The organism is Buttiauxella sp. WJP83, assembly GCF_027594725.1.
Classification (GTDB): Bacteria; Pseudomonadota; Gammaproteobacteria; order Enterobacterales; family Enterobacteriaceae; genus Buttiauxella; species Buttiauxella selenatireducens.
The window spans coordinates 1787815-1806228 of record NZ_CP110080.1 but is presented as its reverse complement, the minus strand read 5'-3'; the positions used below and the strand labels follow the sequence as shown (position 1 = coordinate 1806228).

The 18414-nt window shown below is 47.2% G+C and carries 14 protein-coding genes; 3 read left to right on the top strand and 11 right to left on the bottom strand.

Annotation, left to right across the window (positions count from 1 at the left end):
- Nucleotide 1 precedes the first annotated feature (1 nt).
- From OH773_RS08375 to OH773_RS08325, 11 genes are all read right to left on the bottom strand, one after another.
- On the bottom strand, nt 2-1213 hold the full coding sequence (locus OH773_RS08375; protein WP_270145755.1) for a glycosyltransferase family 4 protein: 1212 nt from the start codon (nt 1211-1213) through the stop codon (nt 2-4).
- Nucleotides 1214-1222: 9 nt separating this feature from the next.
- Nucleotides 1223-2212 carry a glycosyltransferase gene (locus OH773_RS08370; protein ID WP_270144767.1) on the bottom strand — a complete coding sequence of 330 codons (990 nt, stop codon included), beginning with the start codon at nt 2210-2212 and terminating at the stop codon, nt 1223-1225.
- A gap of 1 nt (nt 2213) precedes the next feature.
- The gene (locus tag OH773_RS08365; RefSeq protein ID WP_270144765.1) at nt 2214-3587 is read right to left on the bottom strand and encodes a capsular biosynthesis protein; all 1374 of its coding nucleotides are present in this window, start codon (nt 3585-3587) and stop codon (nt 2214-2216) included.
- Nucleotides 3584-4795, bottom strand: a complete 1212-nt coding sequence (locus tag OH773_RS08360) for a lipopolysaccharide biosynthesis protein (protein WP_270144763.1) — start codon at nt 4793-4795, stop codon at nt 3584-3586. The genes OH773_RS08365 and OH773_RS08360 overlap by 4 nt, the downstream gene beginning before the upstream one ends.
- Nucleotides 4792-6927: a GumC family protein gene (locus tag OH773_RS08355; protein WP_270144755.1), complete on the bottom strand. Its 2136-nt coding sequence runs from the start codon at nt 6925-6927 to the stop codon at nt 4792-4794. The genes OH773_RS08360 and OH773_RS08355 overlap by 4 nt, the downstream gene beginning before the upstream one ends.
- A 2-nt stretch (nt 6928-6929) precedes the next feature.
- Nucleotides 6930-7487 (bottom strand): polysaccharide biosynthesis/export family protein, encoded by a 558-nt coding sequence (locus tag OH773_RS08350; protein ID WP_270144753.1) that lies wholly within the window; start codon nt 7485-7487, stop codon nt 6930-6932.
- Nucleotide 7488: 1 nt separating this feature from the next.
- Complete coding sequence (locus OH773_RS08345) at nt 7489-8775, bottom strand: outer membrane beta-barrel protein (protein ID WP_270144751.1); 1287 nt, start codon at nt 8773-8775, stop codon at nt 7489-7491.
- A complete protein-coding gene (locus tag OH773_RS08340; protein ID WP_270144749.1) occupies nt 8765-10180 on the bottom strand; it encodes an undecaprenyl-phosphate glucose phosphotransferase in 1416 nt (471 codons plus the stop codon). Before OH773_RS08340 ends, OH773_RS08345 begins: the two co-directional genes overlap by 11 nt.
- A 320-nt stretch (nt 10181-10500) precedes the next feature.
- Entirely contained in the window at nt 10501-11085 is a 585-nt protein-coding gene (locus tag OH773_RS08335) for a YecA/YgfB family protein (RefSeq protein WP_270144747.1), read from the bottom strand.
- A gap of 257 nt (nt 11086-11342) precedes the next feature.
- Nucleotides 11343-12380 (bottom strand): LacI family DNA-binding transcriptional regulator, encoded by a 1038-nt coding sequence (locus tag OH773_RS08330; RefSeq protein ID WP_270144745.1) that lies wholly within the window; start codon nt 12378-12380, stop codon nt 11343-11345.
- 24 nt (nt 12381-12404) lie between these two features.
- The gene (locus OH773_RS08325; RefSeq protein ID WP_270144743.1) at nt 12405-13325 is read right to left on the bottom strand and encodes an ROK family protein; all 921 of its coding nucleotides are present in this window, start codon (nt 13323-13325) and stop codon (nt 12405-12407) included.
- A gap of 263 nt (nt 13326-13588) precedes the next feature.
- Between OH773_RS08325 and OH773_RS08320 the strand changes: the two genes are divergently transcribed.
- Genes OH773_RS08320 through OH773_RS08310 form a run of 3 tightly spaced genes read left to right on the top strand, consistent with a single transcriptional unit; the run spans nt 13589 to nt 18405 of the window.
- Nucleotides 13589-14935 carry an FAD-dependent oxidoreductase gene (locus OH773_RS08320; protein WP_270144741.1) on the top strand — a complete coding sequence of 449 codons (1347 nt, stop codon included), beginning with the start codon at nt 13589-13591 and terminating at the stop codon, nt 14933-14935.
- Nucleotides 14936-14944: 9 nt separating this feature from the next.
- Nucleotides 14945-16240 (top strand): hypothetical protein, encoded by a 1296-nt coding sequence (locus OH773_RS08315; RefSeq protein ID WP_270144739.1) that lies wholly within the window; start codon nt 14945-14947, stop codon nt 16238-16240.
- Nucleotides 16241-16254: 14 nt separating this feature from the next.
- Complete coding sequence (locus OH773_RS08310; protein ID WP_270144737.1) at nt 16255-18405, top strand: hydantoinase/oxoprolinase family protein; 2151 nt, start codon at nt 16255-16257, stop codon at nt 18403-18405.
- Nucleotides 18406-18414: the final 9 nt, after the last annotated feature.

Here is an 18414-nt window from a genome sequence, read left to right as displayed (position 1 = left end):
ATCAGGGTTTGCTCAACAATTCTTGATACAAATCGAGCAATGCTTTCATATGATTTCGCATCGCGTATTTATCGCAGAGCCGCTGGTGAGCATTCAATCCCATGTGGTGCGCTTTCTCCGGATTTTCGGCCAGGTCATCGAGTATCGTGGCCAGCGCCTGGGCATTTCCGGGTTCAAATAAAGCGCCATCAACGCCATCACGTATTTGTTCAGGGATCCCACCAATACGCGAACCCACTATTGGCCGCGCAAATGACATGGCTTCTAACACTGACATCGAGCAATTTTCATTACATTCTGAAGGCACGACAATCACGCGTGCGTGCTTAATTAATGCATCTAATCCCTCGCCTTGTTGTACATAACCGAGGAATTCTGCCTGCGGAAATTGCGTCACCAGGTCATTATAAATTGGACCATTACCCACAATTTTCAGCGGAATTTTATTGCGCATAAGCTGATGTGCTTGCGCTAACGTTTGTATCCCTTTTTCAGGGCTAATTCGTCCGACATAGAGTATATAACCCTGGTCTTCAATGTCCTGGAACGGCTGGCTGTCATCAATACCATTCACAATCACGTCAATACGTGAATTGGGCAGCGTATGTCTTATGATTCCGCGCAAAAATTCACTCGGTGAAATAATGACGTCCAGAGCCTGATAATTCTTCGCGATATATTGCCAGGTGGCTTCCAAAGAGAGCAACAAACTTTTAGACGCTGATCCTTCGTAACAGCGATATTTAAACGCGTTGTAGACTGACCCCGTGATACAGGCATCGCAAACCTTGCCATCACGCAACATCGCGTAGGAAGGACAGGCAATCTTATAATCGTGGGCGGTTAACACTGTTTTACAGCCAAAATCCCGGGCAATTTTTATTATCGATGGGGTTAGCTGATGGTAAATATTATGAAAGTGAACAATATCCGGGCGTTCTTTCTCAAGCAGTGCCTTCATTTTTTTGCAGGCTTCAGCGTTGTGTATAAAGTTTACCGCCGTCTTAATTCCGCCGAGCAGATTACTGCCTTTATGATAATCGACATTACTGACAAAATAGTCCGCATAGTCTGAAGGGAAGTTTTTTTCGTGTTGCATTGAGAAATCAATAACGTCGACGCCAGCCTGTTTCAGCATTTCGCGTTCCTGGAAGTAAACTGTTTCTGCACCACCTTTGATGTAGAAAAACTTATTCACCAGTAAAATTTTCATCATAGCAACCTATTCTTTAATGACTTTGCTGTCGGGTGGAGTCATTGGATCTCGCATCGAATGAGTCAGTCCCTTGAGTAATCCGACAGAAAGTACGGCCAAATTAAGTACACTTTGCAAGCCATTGAGTAATGACCGATTTTTAATCGTTTTCAGGATAATAAATGCCACCAGTGGCAGCAAAGCCAGCGCAATAATATCGATATTGAAAGTCAAAATCGCAACCAGTAATAGCAATAAATAAGTCGCAAAAATCACCTCATTTTTGACCATTTTTATCGCATTTCGCAGATAAGGCTTACCCCACGCACTGCGTAATAACTCGCCGGGTGCCTGGTTATATCCACTGCGCCAGCGGTACATAAGCAATTTGAGTGTGGGCATATCGTGCGAAGTGTGGCTGAAATAAGGTACGTTCAGGCGGTGTAATTTATAACCGGCGTCCACCAGGCGCATCCCAAGTTCAGCCTCTTCATACGCGTGAAGATTGAGATTGGTCAGATAACCAATTTTTTCTATTGCCGAGCGACGATATAAACCCCCGCCCCCTAAATGATCGCAATCCCCAACGGGATAAATTTCATGCAGCCGTTGTTTCCGCGATTTAAATTCATAGTTAGTGGCTTCATCCATTTCCACTGTACCCGCCACGCCCGCATATTCAGGATGACTCTCCAGAAAAGCAATGGCGCTATCGATAAATCCCTTTTCCAGCTCCATATCGCCATCCATCAACAGCAGATATTCCCCTTCGCTGTACAAATAGCCAAGCTGGTGCCCAACACCACAACAGCGGTCCGCAGGTTGTGTTAAGGACACCACGGTGACACCTTTATTGCTGGCCAATTGCTGAGTGCTGTCGGTGGATAAACTATCGGCAACAATAATTTTATGCGGGTATTCAGCAATCTGCTGCTGGATACTATCAATGGTTTTTTCAATACATTCGGCTTCGTTAAGTGTTTTAATACTCACGGAGATAAAGGGTTTATGACTCATATTACTGCTCCGCAAAACGATAAACGGACCGACGAATAATCAGACTTGAGCCCAGGGACAGATAGAACAAGAATTGTATCATTGGCGTGATCGTGAGTATCTGACTGTAGGGCAAACTCAATAAGCAACTGATAGCAAAAACACTGAACGCAGGCGCAAAACTGAGCAATTGCAGATCTTGCGTGTCTAATTGCTCGCGCGTTAACAGAGCTTTAGGTTGCACAATTTTCAGGATGTAGAGAATTAACCCGATAAATAACAGCGTTCCCACCACGCCCACTTCCCAGAGCAACATACTCAAAGACGTTGAATCGAGAATCAAATTATAAGTGATATTCAGGAAGCCTGGCGAAACGATACTTCCGCTGTTTGTCGCGTTCAGTCCGTAACCAAATAACGTTCCTGAAAGCCCCCACAGATCGTTATTCTTCAGCCAGAAGACAAGCGTAGTAAAGCGTCCGACTTCCCCTGAAGGCAGAATATAGTTTGGGTCAAAAATATAACTGAGCGAATCTATAAAGACGGCCAGCGAACTTTGCTCAGGGTCAGTACCAAAGGCGGTGGAATAACCCGACGCTAAGATGACGATAGCCAGCGCAATTAATAATGCCATCCCCGCGAAGATAAAAAGCAGCGCTTTGATATTCACTTTGTTCACCCCTTTGACGAAGCTGGGCATGACCCAAAGCAGCGCCAACAGTATGGGTGACAATAGAATGACAAATTTCACTTCACCAACAATACACAAACCAAAACCCAAAATGACATGCAGGGCCATCGATTTGAAACTGGTTAAGCCGTGTTTAAATTCGGAGACTTTTAACAGCATAATCAGCAGACAAAACAGCCCCATCGCGGCGGTATTCCCGCCTCCCAATGGGTCTCCACCAAAGGTTCCTACCACGGAGTCCCATTTATCTTCTTCGCCACGTACCTCAACACGCTGGGGTAGGACAAACAGTAATTGATAAAGAACCACCGGGAATTGTGCGTAAAACATCCAGTACAAAGAACGTGTTACGCGATAAATTTGCGACTCACGGCAGAATCCTAATAACAGACAGATCATCACCAGCGAGAGTGCTATCTCATTTTTAAAGCCGACAATGGCATCGGTTATCCCTTCTTGCAAAAGGGTGGACGCTCCCGCTAATACCAGGAAAATGAGATACAGTGTCAGCACCACAATTTCTTGTTTATCCAGCTGTAATTTTTCGTAGCGGGTTTGCATCACCAGCAGCACGAACATCAGCAACGTCAGGAAGAAAGGGATCCACAACACCGCCAGCACGCCGGTGAAATATTGTACTAACCCGCAAATCATCAGGGTCAGGAAAGAGTATGTCTGTAAATAATTCCCAGTATTGAGATTCATAATACGACCGGCCTGTCTTTCAAAAGATTGGCGCGTTTATTTACCTTGAGATAAATAAAGGCATAACGAACGAACGTTAATACAGAGAACAGAATAATCGATGTGGCATAGTCGTTATAAAAATAAGGCACAATGACAAAGGCGATCAGTACAATCGCTAATTGTTCAAACTGGATGCGCAGGAAATAACGATGAGAGCCAAATATCAGCTCAATCACGGTCAACGGGCAAACCGCCAGGGCCGGGAACAAATAAGGCAGCATATAGCGTGACGTTGGGATCGAGTTTATCCAATCCTCACTGAAACCAAGATGCATAACGATAGGGTAGAAAAGAAACACCCCTAGCGTACACACAACGCCTAACACCAGAAGCAACAAACGGACCTTTTTATACTCTTCAAAGTTAAACGTGTTATGCCTGAAATCTATCGACCATTTTGAGAAAATCGTGTTACGTACCGCGTTCCCGACAATCACCACCGGTGCCAGGCAGAAGCGACTCACAATCGAAAAGTAACCCGCCGTTAGCGCTGAGAACCAAAAATTAATCAACATGATAGGCAAGTTACTGTTCGCCATCGCCAGCACTTCCGCACTGCCCACTTTTGTAATGTGATGAACGTGCTTATTAAAGAATGCCAGGTTATTTTTGGGACTCAAATGTTCCAGTTGCACAGTACGAATATCAAAGGCCCGGAGAATACAGCCAATGGTGAGTACCATCATCAAGCCTGCCCAGGCCCAGTAAAATGCCTGAATATGCGAGGTCAGCAGCACCGAAACCACCACCACCACCGACACAGAAATACGCTGGAAGACCAAAAATCCAAAATTAGCCGTGCGTAATGACAAGTTCTCCGATATCAAAATCCACGTGTTGGACAGTGTGAGTAGATAAAGGAAGAAGATATTTTGGTTAAACAGCCACGCGGTAAGTAGTGCATAAGGCAGCGCGATAATCAGACTTTGTAATAAGCAAAACACCACGTTTTGCGCCAGTTCATCATCGTTCTGCTTTGGAATTAACAACTGTGAAGCAAAGGTACAAACTTGTGCGCCAATCAACGCAATACTGTAGTTAAGCGCGTACAGCCCCACTTCTGCCAGGTCATATTTGTGCGAAATTAACCAAATAGACAGCGCACCAATCAGCTGTGAAATGACTGATGACCCAGCAATTGTGGACGCGCTTCTCAGTAAACTCATAGACGGCCTGTACCGTTCATCAATTCATTGGTTTGAAGGTTGAGTGAGCGTAATCCCTCTTTCGTTTCAAGATTTTTATCAACGACTTGGTTAATCACGACACCAATAACAACCGAATGATTAGATTCGAGTTTATCCAACGCCTGGGTGATATGTTCCGCAGGCGCACCGGCTTTGAGCATGAAAATCTGACCGTCAATGACACGGCTAATCAACTGGCTATCCTGGCTCTGATTCACCGCAGCAACGTCAATGATGATGCGTTGATATTGGCTACGCAATTCACGCATCAGATGTTCCAGATTTTCAGACGACAGCATCAATAGTGATGAGATCGAGGTATTGCCTCGGGCGAGGAAATCCAGATTTTCATTCACTTTGACGCACAGATTCTCAAGCGTCGCTTCGCCACGCAGCAACTCAGCAACCCCATGCGCAGACGGATTGGCCAATTCGCTGGATAAGCCGTCTTTATTGGAGAAGTCGAGATCGATAAGCAGTGTTTTCTGGTCAAAACTGAATGAATTTGCCAACAGATTCGCCAGCAACGTCCGGCCTTCCCCATGATCCGCCGAGGTCACTGACACAGCCTGTAGATGGCGATTATCAAGCATGATACGGGTTCGAATGCTGTGAATAATATCGGCGTTCATCGGATTATTGGCGATAACATCGCGGATTTGCGCACGACTCCCCAGCCCATTAAAGCGACGAATCTCACCTAACGCTTCGAGGTTCAGGCGCTTCTTCATTTGGCTCAGGTTATTAATGGAACTGTCCATCGCAGATTTAACGATGAAGTACATAATACTGAAGGCCAAAACTAACAGCACCACCATAATCAGCAACAAAGATTTGTTCGGCTTAACGGGACGCTCAGCAGGCACAGCCGGGTCATACAGTACGGCATCTGAATCGCTCTCACTTCCGGAGAGAGACTGTTCCTGGGTGCGCTGATACAACGTTTTGTACGAATCTTCCGTTTTATCCAGCGCCAGTTTTAAGTCGTTATAACCGTCACGTTTCGAGGCCTGGTTCTGGAAGAGCGCTTTTTGCTCATCCAATTGATGCAAGTAGTTCTGTTCGTCAGCCGCAGCAGCCTCATACTGTTGACGCAGACCGGTTTCCAGTTCACCCAGCACACTGTTGGTCTGATCCTGAATGGCCTGAACGTGCGCCTGAGCTTCCTGAACCTTGATGTGTTTTGGGCCGTAGGATTTGCGCAGCTCATACAGCGTACCTCTCGCCTGTATGAGTGCAAGACGTAAATGCTGGATCTGAGCATGATCCGAAATCACCGGCAGCGAGATGAGATTTTCGAGTGATCGCCCCGGGCGTAGACGGACTTCGTTATACAGCGATTGCGCCGCGACTCTGCGCTGAGTCGCATCGGCCAGGCGATTTGTGACGATGCCTAGCTGTTCTGTTTCAAAGCCATCCACTCCGCGGAAAGTCAGCAGCCCCTGATTTTTCAGATAGTCATTTATCGCCACTTTCTGATCGGCTATTTGCTTTTGAAGCTCGTCCATCCGCTTCTGGTTGATTTCACGTGCTTTAAGCGTATTGCCACGCTTTTGTGCTGCGCTGTAATCAATAAATGCCTGCGCGACACCATTGGCTATCTGAGACGCAAGTTCCGCAGATGATGACTCGTAGGAAATCGAGGCCAGATGTGTGGTACGAACAGGGGTGATAGTGAGGTTTTTCAACACATGTTTCAGTGCGTTATCAACACGCAGCTGCTGAGTCTCTGGGGTAATCGCAATTTTGCTGTCCGATTTGACGCCATTGAAATCAGGATTTTCATCCAGTTTCAAATTACGCACCGCTTGTTCCAGCACGATACGCGACTGCATCAACGCATACTGAGTCTCGTAATACCCATTACGTGTCGAGTCATAACCATCTACTTGCGGGAATGGAGAAACGTTATCCGGCTGTGCCTTAATAAGCACGGTCGCCGTCGAGACATACTTAGATGTCATCATGGTGATTAATGGCCAGGCAACCGCTCCCGCAATCACACCCGCGAGGAGGATTTTCCAGGTGTTCTTTTTAATTTCTTTGGCAAACCGGGAGAAATCGATAGCGCTTTCTCGCTTCATGCCATTTTCTACTATTGATAGTTTCATAGTTAGAAGAAGCCCATGCCAATTATAACGATATCACCGGGGTGAACGGAGTGTCTTACGTCCACGTTCTCAAGCAATTGGTTGGTCCCCGCGAGGCGGATACTAATATCTTCGCGATCCGCCCTGTCGGTGAAACCTCCCGCCATTGCAATAGATTTTTCTACCGTGAGTTCAGGTTCCCAGGCGAAACCATTAGGAACCTTCACTTCACCTGAAACATAGAATTTACGGAATTCAGCGATATTGACGGTGACCATCGGATTTTGCAGATAATCCGGGCTCAGACGCCCCGTGAGATCGGCACTCACCTGATCGGGTGTTTTTCCTTTCAGGGTGACCTTCCCAATGTAAGGGAAATTTATCGTTCCACTTTTATCGATAATAAACTTCATCGTCATCTCAGGTTCTCCGTACACAGCAATACTGACGGTGTCACCTGAGTCGAGAAGATATTCCGTTGATTCAGCATCAGGATTATCCATGAGTGGAGGCTGAGAGGCTGAACATCCAGCCAAAAGCACAGTGAATAATAAAAATGCCCAGAGTTTCATTATTTTCATTTTAAATCTGCACCTTAGCTGTAAACATAATCAGCGAATTGTCATAGCCCAGCGTTCTCAGAACTTCCCGGTCGTCGTCAGCACCGATAAAGAACGAATCGGTTTCTTTGGTAGAGCGCAATGTATCTATTTGATATTTCAATTCAAAATTAACAGAAGGTCTGAAGTCGTAACTCATGGCGAAAGTGAATACACTGTCTTTATCCGTTCTGTCCTTATCTTGTTTCTTATAGCCTTCCGTAGTGTAGGAATAATCTAACAAGGTAGAGAAACGGTCATTGAACCAAAAATGTTGATACGAAATACCGTATTGCGAAACCAGAATATATCCCCCCACTTCTGAAGGGTCTTTAATACGCTGCGAGGTGTGTGCTGTAAAAATAGCCTGGTTGAGTGGTTTCCACTCCCCCTGAATATCCCAGTTTAGTCCATTAAAATCCTGCGAGTTTGGGTTGTTCTGAAACGTTTTATACAACCAGGCCACGTTCATATCGATATTGGTCTTACCCGTAACCTGGGACTTGATTCCATACATCAAATAATATTCGTTACTGTCTTTTGCAGTAGCATGATCATAATGCTGCTGGTTAGTAATAAAGCTATAACGGAAACGTGTTTTCGGGGAGTATTGGTCGAATATTTCGGCAACCAGGCCATTTTCATACCATTCCTGCTCCTGAATGTACGTGTAAAAGTCATCGTCCGTTTTCTGCACTTCCTGGGTATTCCCAAAACGAAGTCTTTTATAATGCACAGCGAGTGCAGCTTTTCCGCGTCCTTCATAGGCCCCGTAAGTGTAACGCAACTCACTGTTCAAAAGGTTGGTACTAAGGGGGGAGTTAATCCCAAACTCTTGAAATTGCTCAGGTACGAAGCCTTCTGTCACACCACGACCACGATCTTCATGCCCAATAGAATCTTCAATATTAAAGGCAAGCCCATGCTTTAACCCAAAACGCCACTCACCATTAAAACGGAAGAAATGATCATTGTAGTTATCAGCCGAGTCATTAGTGTAATTGCGATAATCACCTGAATACATTATCAGGTATTTATCTGCGCCACGTTGTCCTTCCATGGTCAATACTGGCGCGGCGCTCAAAAAGTTTGAACCAATAGCATCGCTATCATGTGGCTGATAAGTCACATTATCTTCGTAACCGTAACTCGCACCCACTTTGCCTTGAAAATCAATACCTGCAAAGCCGATATGAGATTTCGGTGTTAAGTCTGCCAGGGCCGGTTGTGATATAACGATTCCGGCTACAAAAATATATTTAATATGCATTTTTCCCAACAAATCCTTTGAAAATAGTTTTTATAATAATTTTTATATCTAGCCACAACGACCAGCTTTGGATGTATTCAATATCGTACTGTACGCGCTTTTCCATTTTATAAAGTGCATCAATTTCTCCACGATAGCCGTTAATTTGCGCTAAACCTGTGATCCCAGGCTTAACTTTGTGGCGAATCATGTAGTTTTCCACTTGTTTACGATATTGCTCATTGTGGGTGACGGCATGTGGCCTTGGGCCAACAATCGACATGCTGCCTTGCAGCACATTAATAAATTGCGGGAGTTCATCCAGGGACGTACGGCGTAAAAATGCGCCAAAGCGCGTGACTCGCGGATCGTCTTTCGTCGCTTGCACCACGGTGTCTGAGTTCTCCATCACGCGCATCGTTCGGAATTTCCAGACCTTAATTCGTTGCCCACTCAAACCATAACGGTCTTGCTTGAAAAATACTGGCCCACGAGAGGTCAGTTTTATCCCGATGCCAATCACCAGCAAAAGTGATGAAATCAACACCATGATAATACTGCCCAGCACCAAATCTTCGGCGCGCTTGATAAAGGAGCCAAAACCGGCGAAAGGTGAGCTCAGAATACTGATGGTTTGTAAGTTATGGACCGAACGCAACTCAGACATATGAGAGCTGTAGGAGTTAAAATCTGGCACGATGTAAGTATCAACCGTGGTGTCGGACATCACAGCAAGGAAATGGCGAATCCTTTCCAGCGCAACTAACGGTAAAGCGATATAGATTTCATCGACTCTGCCTGCTTGCGCCTCTTCAACCAAGCCGCTGACTGAGCCTTTGAAGGGGCTGTTGATTCGGTCAATCAGATCGCTAAATCTCGAAGCATCGCGTTCATCGTAGAACGCCAAATCGAGTTTTACATTGGAATATTCTTTGAGCAGGGCCGTTTCTGCCGCCAGGCCGTTAGATGTCACCCCAACAATAGCGACGCGAATGTTCTTTTTCGTTGAATATTTGAGGAAAATTAAATGGACTAAATAGAGCAAAAAAAGAGGTATTGCGTACCAGAATAAGGTAACAGGGATAAACTCATTTTCCAGGGTGTTTAGATACCCAACTGACTGCCACCCACCCGCTAAAAGTCTGACAATCTCTACAAAAACCACCGTAAGAAATGAGCATAAGATCAATCGCAACTGACCTCGTACACTCCAGTTTTTGGGTCGATGGAGATAAAGTTCAGTATATTCGCCAAACAGCAAGAATGCGGTGGAGAACAGAAAACTGAACATTAATACAGTGCTAGTCGATTCCATTGATAATAGCAATGCACTCAATATTAAAATCGAGTTAATAAGAATGAAATCCGCTAACTTAATAAATACTGGGTACCCTCCATGGGTAAACTTCAGTGAATTTCTCAGCATTGTTAGACTCGTTATTAATCGAATTATAATGATGATGCAGTCCCTTCCCATCATCATTATATCATAAGTGTAAAGAATACGATGTAAGATTGTTATGAATTGTAAAATGTCGTTTAAGTATGTCTGAAGGGTTCTGCTTTTGCCTGATGTTGTGCTTTCGAACAGGTAGCTATTTGTTTTTCTTAAAGAAGTAGGAGTGAAGTTTTTGTCTGGGATTTAACTTAGGCATATCCGGTGGGAGGGTTTAGCGAGAGATGGCGTCAATGAGGCATTCAATGAAGAATGCCTGGTTAATGAGAAAACACTTTTCCACTGTATAATTAATGAACAGTATTTATCTCAGACTGAGGTTGTTCTTTCCAGTAACGATGTAATTCCAACGCAGCAGGACCAATTGCTGCCTGGCTCGTTTCATATTCCTCTTCGGTCATCTGTTCAAGCTTCGCGATATTAGCTTCGTCACCATGTAAAGCAATTGCCTCCAGCACGGAACGCAACGATTCTGGCAAGGCACTCCAGTCACTTAACCCAACACCGCGCATGTAACCAAAGCACCACTCTTCAACGATCGTGTAGTCATTACCATCAACTTCGCGAAAACCAAACAGGGGTTCGAACTGGTCAGGAGCACTGGACAGGCGTTCGGCAATATCATTCATATGCTGAGAGCAGAGTTCGTGAAAGCGTTGTTGTTCTTGTGCGCTTTCCCAGTGTGGAAGCTGATTCTCACCGCCCCACACTGCAGATTGTAACTCAGCAAATGTAATCTTCGTCGGCGCAGAGAGAATCGCCGTCAGCATCCCGTCTAATTCAGAAACGTCCAACACAGAATCATCATTACCGTACTGAGTGAGCGTGTCATCCAGCCATTCCAGTTCTTCTTCGTTTAGCGGCCCATGATTCATGCTGTGTTCTCCAAAAGGTGTTCAATTTTTACGCCGAATTTTACAGGATGACTTTTTATGATCTGTTCGGCCTACGATATGCAGTAACTTTACCCTAAAAATGAGTGTTTTTGATAAAGGATGTCAGGAAAAATGGTGCCTCTGTGATTTCCTCTACCCACTGATGAACGTTTCAATTTAGCCTCAAGAGATAGTTACTTACCTTATTTTGCTCGCCGTTAGCTCCTGATAAACATCCATTTCTGTTCACACATCAATCAATTCCTGACCACGAGCGAGTCCGTGATGTCATTTCCAGTGTCCGACGTTGACGCTTTTACCGCTGAACTGGCCCGAACGATCAATTGTACGGGCAGCAACAGGTTTCCCTCTTGCTTCTCTTCGAGTAACAAATTCAGCGCTTCGCGTCCCAACTGCTGCTTATTAATCGCAATAGTGCTTAACGGTGGAAGTGACCACCCGGCCGCGTCGATATCATCAAACCCCACCAGCGCAATATCCTCAGGTACTCGCAATCCCCGCTGCGCGCACACACGAAGCACTACCAGTGCCGCGGCATCGTTATAAGCAAAAATGGCATCCGGAGGTTCAGGTAAATTAAGCAATTCATTAATAGCTTCTATCAATGACTGCTCGGTATCCAGCAAGGGCGGTGCAATGGCCTCATACTCTGGTGGCATCAGCAGACGTGCTTCATATAACGCTTGGCGGTAACCCTTTTCGCGTTGTCGGATACTGTAGTGAGACAGCGTACTAGCGAGAAATGCAATGCGACAACGCCCCTGCTCAATTAAATGCCGGGTAGCAAGGTAACCTCCCTGAGTATTATCCGGGTTCACACAAGGCAATCCCGGTGCCCACAAATCTACCAGCACCAACGGCAATTTCATTTGCTGGAGTAGCCCCAACAATTCCGGCTCAAAAAAACCGGCGCAGATTAAGGCGTCAGGCTGATGTAACATCACCTGCTCATTTGCCGCATCCCCTGGGCCAATCGAGAGGAAGCTCAGGGCGATGCCGTGGTCACGACACTGATCTTCAATGCCAAGCAGAAGTTGCGAATAGAACGGCAAGGCATAACTGATGTTGTGCTGACGGTGCAGTAAAAAGAGCACGCGTTTAATCTTATCGCTGCGCAGGCGGGAAAAATCGTAGCCCTGTTGTTCTGCAACAGAAATTATCCGCTGGCGTGTATCTTCACGCAAACCGGGCTGTCCCTTAAGAGCGCGAGAAACCGCGCCCACTGACACACCGCAGACTTCGGCAATATCTCTAATTCGTACTGGTTTCGTCATCTTGCTCTCATTCATTGAGTCTCATTATGCGGTAGCGATATTAAGGGGTAATTGCGCCCCGAGCCAGGCAGCACCCCGCACACCGCTGCTGTCACCATGCTTTGCCTGGATAATCGGCGTACAGCACTGCTGGCCAAAAACATATTGTGCCACTTTCTCCTGTAATCCCGGATATAACAATGCAATATTTGATATCCCTCCGCCCAAGACAATGACGTCAGGATCAAGCGTATTCACCACACTCGCTAGCGCCCTCGCCAATTGATCACGATAACGATCCCACACCCGGCAGGAATCGTCATCTCCAGAAGCGATCCGTTGCATGATTTCCGGAACGCTTGCCTGTTGAGCCGTGGCATCGAAATACTGGCGCTCCAGACCGCTACCCGAAACAAAATTTTCGATACAGTTGAGCTGCCCGCAATAGCACGATACGGGTTGACCATCCTGAGTACTCTGGAAGTGGGGTAACGCATTATGCCCCCACTCACCTGCACAGGAGTTAGGACCAGAAATCAGTCGGTTATCAACACATAACCCACCACCGCAACCCGTACCCAGGATTACACCAAACACAACGCCGTAGCCTTTTCCACCGCCATCCATCGCCTCAGATAAGGTAAAACAGTTAGCATCGTTGGTCACCGCAACGGGCATTCCAAGGTGTTGTTCCAGATCACGGGAAAAAGGTTGCTGGTTGAGCACCAGAATATTGGAGTTTTTTATTAATCCGCTACTACCCACGGTGCCGGGGATTCCAAGACCAACAGATAATGGCCCACTGACCGCCCCCATTGCTTTGCCAATGACCTCCACGACTGCCTCAAAAAAAGCGCCATAGCTTTGTTTTGGCGTGGCGTATCTCTCGCGATAAATCACATCTCCCTGTTCACCAAGAATGACCGCTTCAATTTTAGTACCGCCAATATCCAGTCCGAGTCTCATGATTTTCCCTCATTGGGTCATACCCATTATATTCTAAACAGCCTGACACAGGTGTTTACTAAACACAAAGACAGCTATCACATAATGGTAAGTTCACCGTAAAAAGAGGCATTAAAACCGATAATAAATGCGGGATCACAAAAAAATTTATTGTTTAATAAAAATAATGACCTTGTTCACATTCGACCAGATTATCACTATACACCTGGATATTATGTCCGCATGATGCGCCCAACACCTCTTGTTTACTAAAAGGCAATAGAATGGAACAGTTTGATGTCGTGGTTATTGGTGGAGGCATTTCCGGCAGCATTGCCGCGATTGCGGCGGCGAGAAATCAGGCCAAAACCGTCGTCGTTGAGGCCAGTGCCTGTCTGGGCGGAACCCTGACCACCAACGGTGTAAATCCGATGATGACCTTTCACGCTGGTGAAAAGCAGGTGATCCGTGGGATCACTGATGAATTAGTTAGCCGCTTAAAAGCACAGGGAAAATCACCGGGACATGTCCGTGACCCTGGTCATTTTACGACGACCTACACGCCATTCGATGCCGAGGCGATGAAACACGAGCTGGAACTGATGCTTTTAGAAGCAGGCGGAAAAGTTCTTTATCATGCGTCGCTGGCAGAAGTGACTCGTGTTGGTAACGTCATTGACACTATCACCGTCTGTACCCGCTCCGGCCTTATGCCCCTTCGTGCCAAAGTGTTTATTGATGCCAGTGGTGACGCTGTTGTGGCAGAGAAATCAGGTGTACCGCTGCTCAAAGGTCGTGAGTCAGACGGCAAATCGCAGCCGATGACACTGACCATGAAAATGGGCAATGTCGATCGCGAAAAACTGCGTACCTACATGCTTGACCACATTGCTGAACTGAATAACCACTACCGGGCCGAGGACGTCAAAACAGCCGAGCGACTGTCATGCCACGGTTTTGTTAAAGAACTGACAGCAGCAAAAGCGGCAGGCGAAATCTCTATTCCTCGCGAAGATGTTTTGTTCTTTGAAACTAACAACCCTGGTGAGTTTATTTTCAATACCAGCCGTATCCTCGATCACGATGCGACCGATCCATGGAGTCTGAGCCACGCCGAGTTTGTAGGTCGTCAGCAATGCCGCGAGCTGGAAGGCTTTGTCAAACGCGTTGTTCCCGGTTTTGAAAACGCACTTGTGTTGTCAACTGGCCCTTCAGTGGGTATCCGTAGTTCCTTGCAGATTAAAGGATGCTACCGCCTTACTGCCGAAGATTTGCTGAATCAAACCCGTTTCGAAGACACCATTGCCATTTCTGGTTATCCCATTGATATCCATAGCCCAGATGGTGAAGGCACTCAACACGGCACGCTCCCCTATGGCGGTATGTACGGTATTCCATGGCGAACGCTCATTACCGAAGAAGTAGATAATTTGATCGTCGTCGGGCGCTGTATTTCTGCCACTTTTGAAGCTCAGGCAGCCATCCGTACCACCCCAACGGTAGGTGCAATTGGTCAGGCCGGAGGAATTGCAGCTGCGCTGGCAGCAAAAAACAACACCAGCGTTCATCAGGTATCCGTCAGTCAGCTACAGGATGCCATTCGTCAGCAACATGGTTATCTCGACTTCTGAGGAATTCACATGGACATGCTTCATATTATTCAGATCAGCGCCATCCTGATCATTTTCCTGCTCTTCTCTGGCTTAATGATGACGCGGAAAATGCCCGCGATCCTCGCATTGCCAGTGATGGCGATTCTGATGCCTCTGGTCGCAGGTGCACCAATTTTCAGTGAAGATAAAGCAACATTCTCTATTGCCAACAATGTACTGACTCAAGGTTCACTACGTTTGGGTGCCACGATCGTCGCGCTGATTTTTGGTGCCTGGTTTGGTGAAGTATTGAAAAAAATCGGCGTCACTGAAGCTCTAGTTCGCAAAGCGGCAGAGCTCTCTGGTGATAAGCCAATGACAATGGCCATTGTCTTTTTCGTTATCGGTACGGTGATTTTCTCCTCCAGCGATGGACTGGGCATGGTGATTCTGGTTGGTAGTATTATCATTCCTATTCTGCTGACAGCCGGGCTTTCGCCATTAACCAGTTGCATCGTGTTATTGGCTTGTCACGCGCTGGGAAGCATGTTTGCGGTCAGTGGCTGGGCGCTGATGCATGATTTGTATGGCATTCCGATTGCAGATATGGCGCGCTACGCCGTCATGTTCGCCATCCCTGCTGCTATTATCTATCTCGCTATGGTTGCATGGATGGTGAAACGCGATGTGGTCGTGCGTAAAGCCTGGTCAATGCCTGTAGCCGATAAGCTGAGCAACCGCAAACAGATCAATCCTCTGGCGTTGCTCTCCCCGATGGTACCGGTAATTATCATCTTCGCGTTTCAAATTGAGGTCGTTCCCGCCATCGTTTTAAGCCTGGTGATCACGTTGTTGCTGGCAATGCCAAAACGCCCGACGCATGTACTGGTCAGTAGCCTGGTCGAAGGTATACAGAACGTCGCAGGTGCGATTGGCCTGATGGTCGGCATCGGTATTCTATTGAATGCCGTCACAGCACCGCAGGTTAGCGAGGTATTGAAGCCTTTGATTGAGGTGATTATTCCTACGTCACCGCTCACCTATATCCTCTTCTTCTCTCTGCTCAGCCCACTGGCGCTGTATCGTGGCCCACTGAATAGCTTTGGTCTGGGTAGCGGCCTGGGCGTATTGATGCTGGGTGGCGGCCTGTCCCCACTGGCCACCATGCTGGCGCTGCGCTCTGCATCATTGCTGCAAGGGCTGTCAGATCCAACTAACACTCACAACGTCTGGTCATCTGATTTCGCCAAAGTCGACGTGAATGAAATCATGCGCAAAACCCTGCCATGGGCAATGGCGGCGGTCCTGGTTTCCATGCTGATGGCAGGATACATCGCCTTTTAAGGGAGAGAATCGTTATGACGAGCAAAACATATCGCATCGGCATTGATGTCGGTGGCACCTTCACCGATGCCGCCATTATCGATAACGACAGCTTTGCGCTGGTTGCTAAGAAAAAAATCCCGACCACACACCATCATCCGAACGGTGTCGCACACGGTATCATCACCATTATTCATCAGGTGCTTGCGGAAAACGGCATTTCGCCGCAGCAAGTGAGCTTTATTGCCCACGGGACTACTCAGGCAACCAATGCCCTGCTGGAAGGGGATGTCGCCAAAGTGGGTATAGTGGCCATGGGCAGTGGCTTTGAAGGAAAAAGCGCACGCAAAGAAGCCCACATTGATGATATCCCGCTTTCGGATGGTAAATTTCTTCATACGTTTAACACGTTCCTTGATACCCGCCAGCTTAGCGATGAAGACATTCGTCGCGCCATTGCTGAGTTACGTCAGCGGGGTGCCGAGGTTATTGTGGCTTCGGAAGCTTACAGTGTGGACGATCCCACCAATGAACTACGCGTGATAGCTATCGCGGCAGAAATGGGACTTTGTGCCACCGGTGGTCATGAAATTACACAATTGTACGGGTTGAAAACCCGTACCCGTACGGCGGTGGTAAACGCCAGCCTGATCCCGCGTATGTTGGAAACCGCCAATATGACAGAACAGGCGATCAAAGAGGCGGGAATTGCTTCTCAACTGATGATTATGCGCTGTGACGGCGGCGTAATGAGCATTGATGAAGTCCGTAAACGCCCAATCCTCACCATGCTGTCTGGTCTGGCGGCGGGGGTTGCGGGAGCGCTTATGTATGAAAAAGTCTCCGACGGTATTTTCTTTGAAGTTGGCGGCACCAGCGTCGACATCTCGGTGATCAAAAATGGCAAAGTCATGATCCAGAACGCGCAGGTTGGTGGACATCGCACCTATTTACGCTCTCTGGACGTTCGCACTCTGGCTGTAGCGGGCGGCAGTATGATGGTGGTTGAAAACGGCAAAATCACCATGACTGGGCCGCGCAGTGCGCATATAGCGGGTTGTGAATATGAATGCTTTATTCCTGAATTGGCCTTTGGTGAACATCCTGAACTGACTTTTATTAGCCCGCGTCCCGGCGATCCACAGACCTATGCGGTAATACAGGGAGCAGAAGGGAAACGCTATGCGCTGACGGTTGCTGGTGCTGCGAACCTGTTGGGATTTGTCCCGGCAGACGACTACGCGGCGGGTAATGTGAACAGTGCGCGTATCGCCTGGCAGCTATTTGGGGATCATCTCGGTTGTAGCGCGGAACAGGCTGCGCGACAAGCACTGGACATCGCGATTGATAAAGTGATGCTGGTGGTCGAAGACATGATTGCCGAGTACAAGCTGGAACGGCATTTTATCACGCTCGTAGGTGGTGGTGGCAGCGGCTGTATTCTGGTCCCCGCAATGGCGGAAAAAGTGGCGATGAAGCATAAAAACGCCAACAATGCCCCGTACATTTCTACCATTGGCGTCGGTATGGCGATGGTGCGAGAAATGATCGAAAAAAGCGTCGTCAATCCTGGCGAAGCCGAGATCAAAATGATTCGTGCCGAAATTCTGGAACGCATTGTGAAATCCGGAGCCAACGAAGCGACAGTCGATATCAATATTGAGATTGATAAGCAAAAAAATGTGCTGCGCGCAATCGCTACGGGCGCAACAGAGTTGCGTCAAAAAGAGACCATCAACGACACGCTACCGCTGGATCAGCTTCAGCGGATCGCTGCTGAATCCGTCAATCTGCCTCAACAAACGACTCAATACGCTTGCCAGACCGGTCGCTGGCACTTGTTTGAAGGTATTAGCGAGCAAAAACGTTTCTTTGGGCTAATGAAGAAGCAGCAGCGTCGTCTGAGCATACTCGACCGTGAAGGTGTGGTGCGGCTTAAAAAAGAGAATGCCAATTGGCTGTTGTGTACACGTCAGGAGATCCCGTCACTTTTTGCGGAGTTCCTTGATGACAATACCCGATACTCAGAAGCTAACGCGGCGATCCCCAAGACATTTATATTCTGGAAAGAAAAAATGCTCGACCTCACTGGCACCCAAACGAAAGAGCAGTTGATGTCGATTATCGAAATGGAGATGGATGTGGTGGAACAGGGTCAGAATATTATCGCTATTGCCTGGCAGTGAGGACTAAAA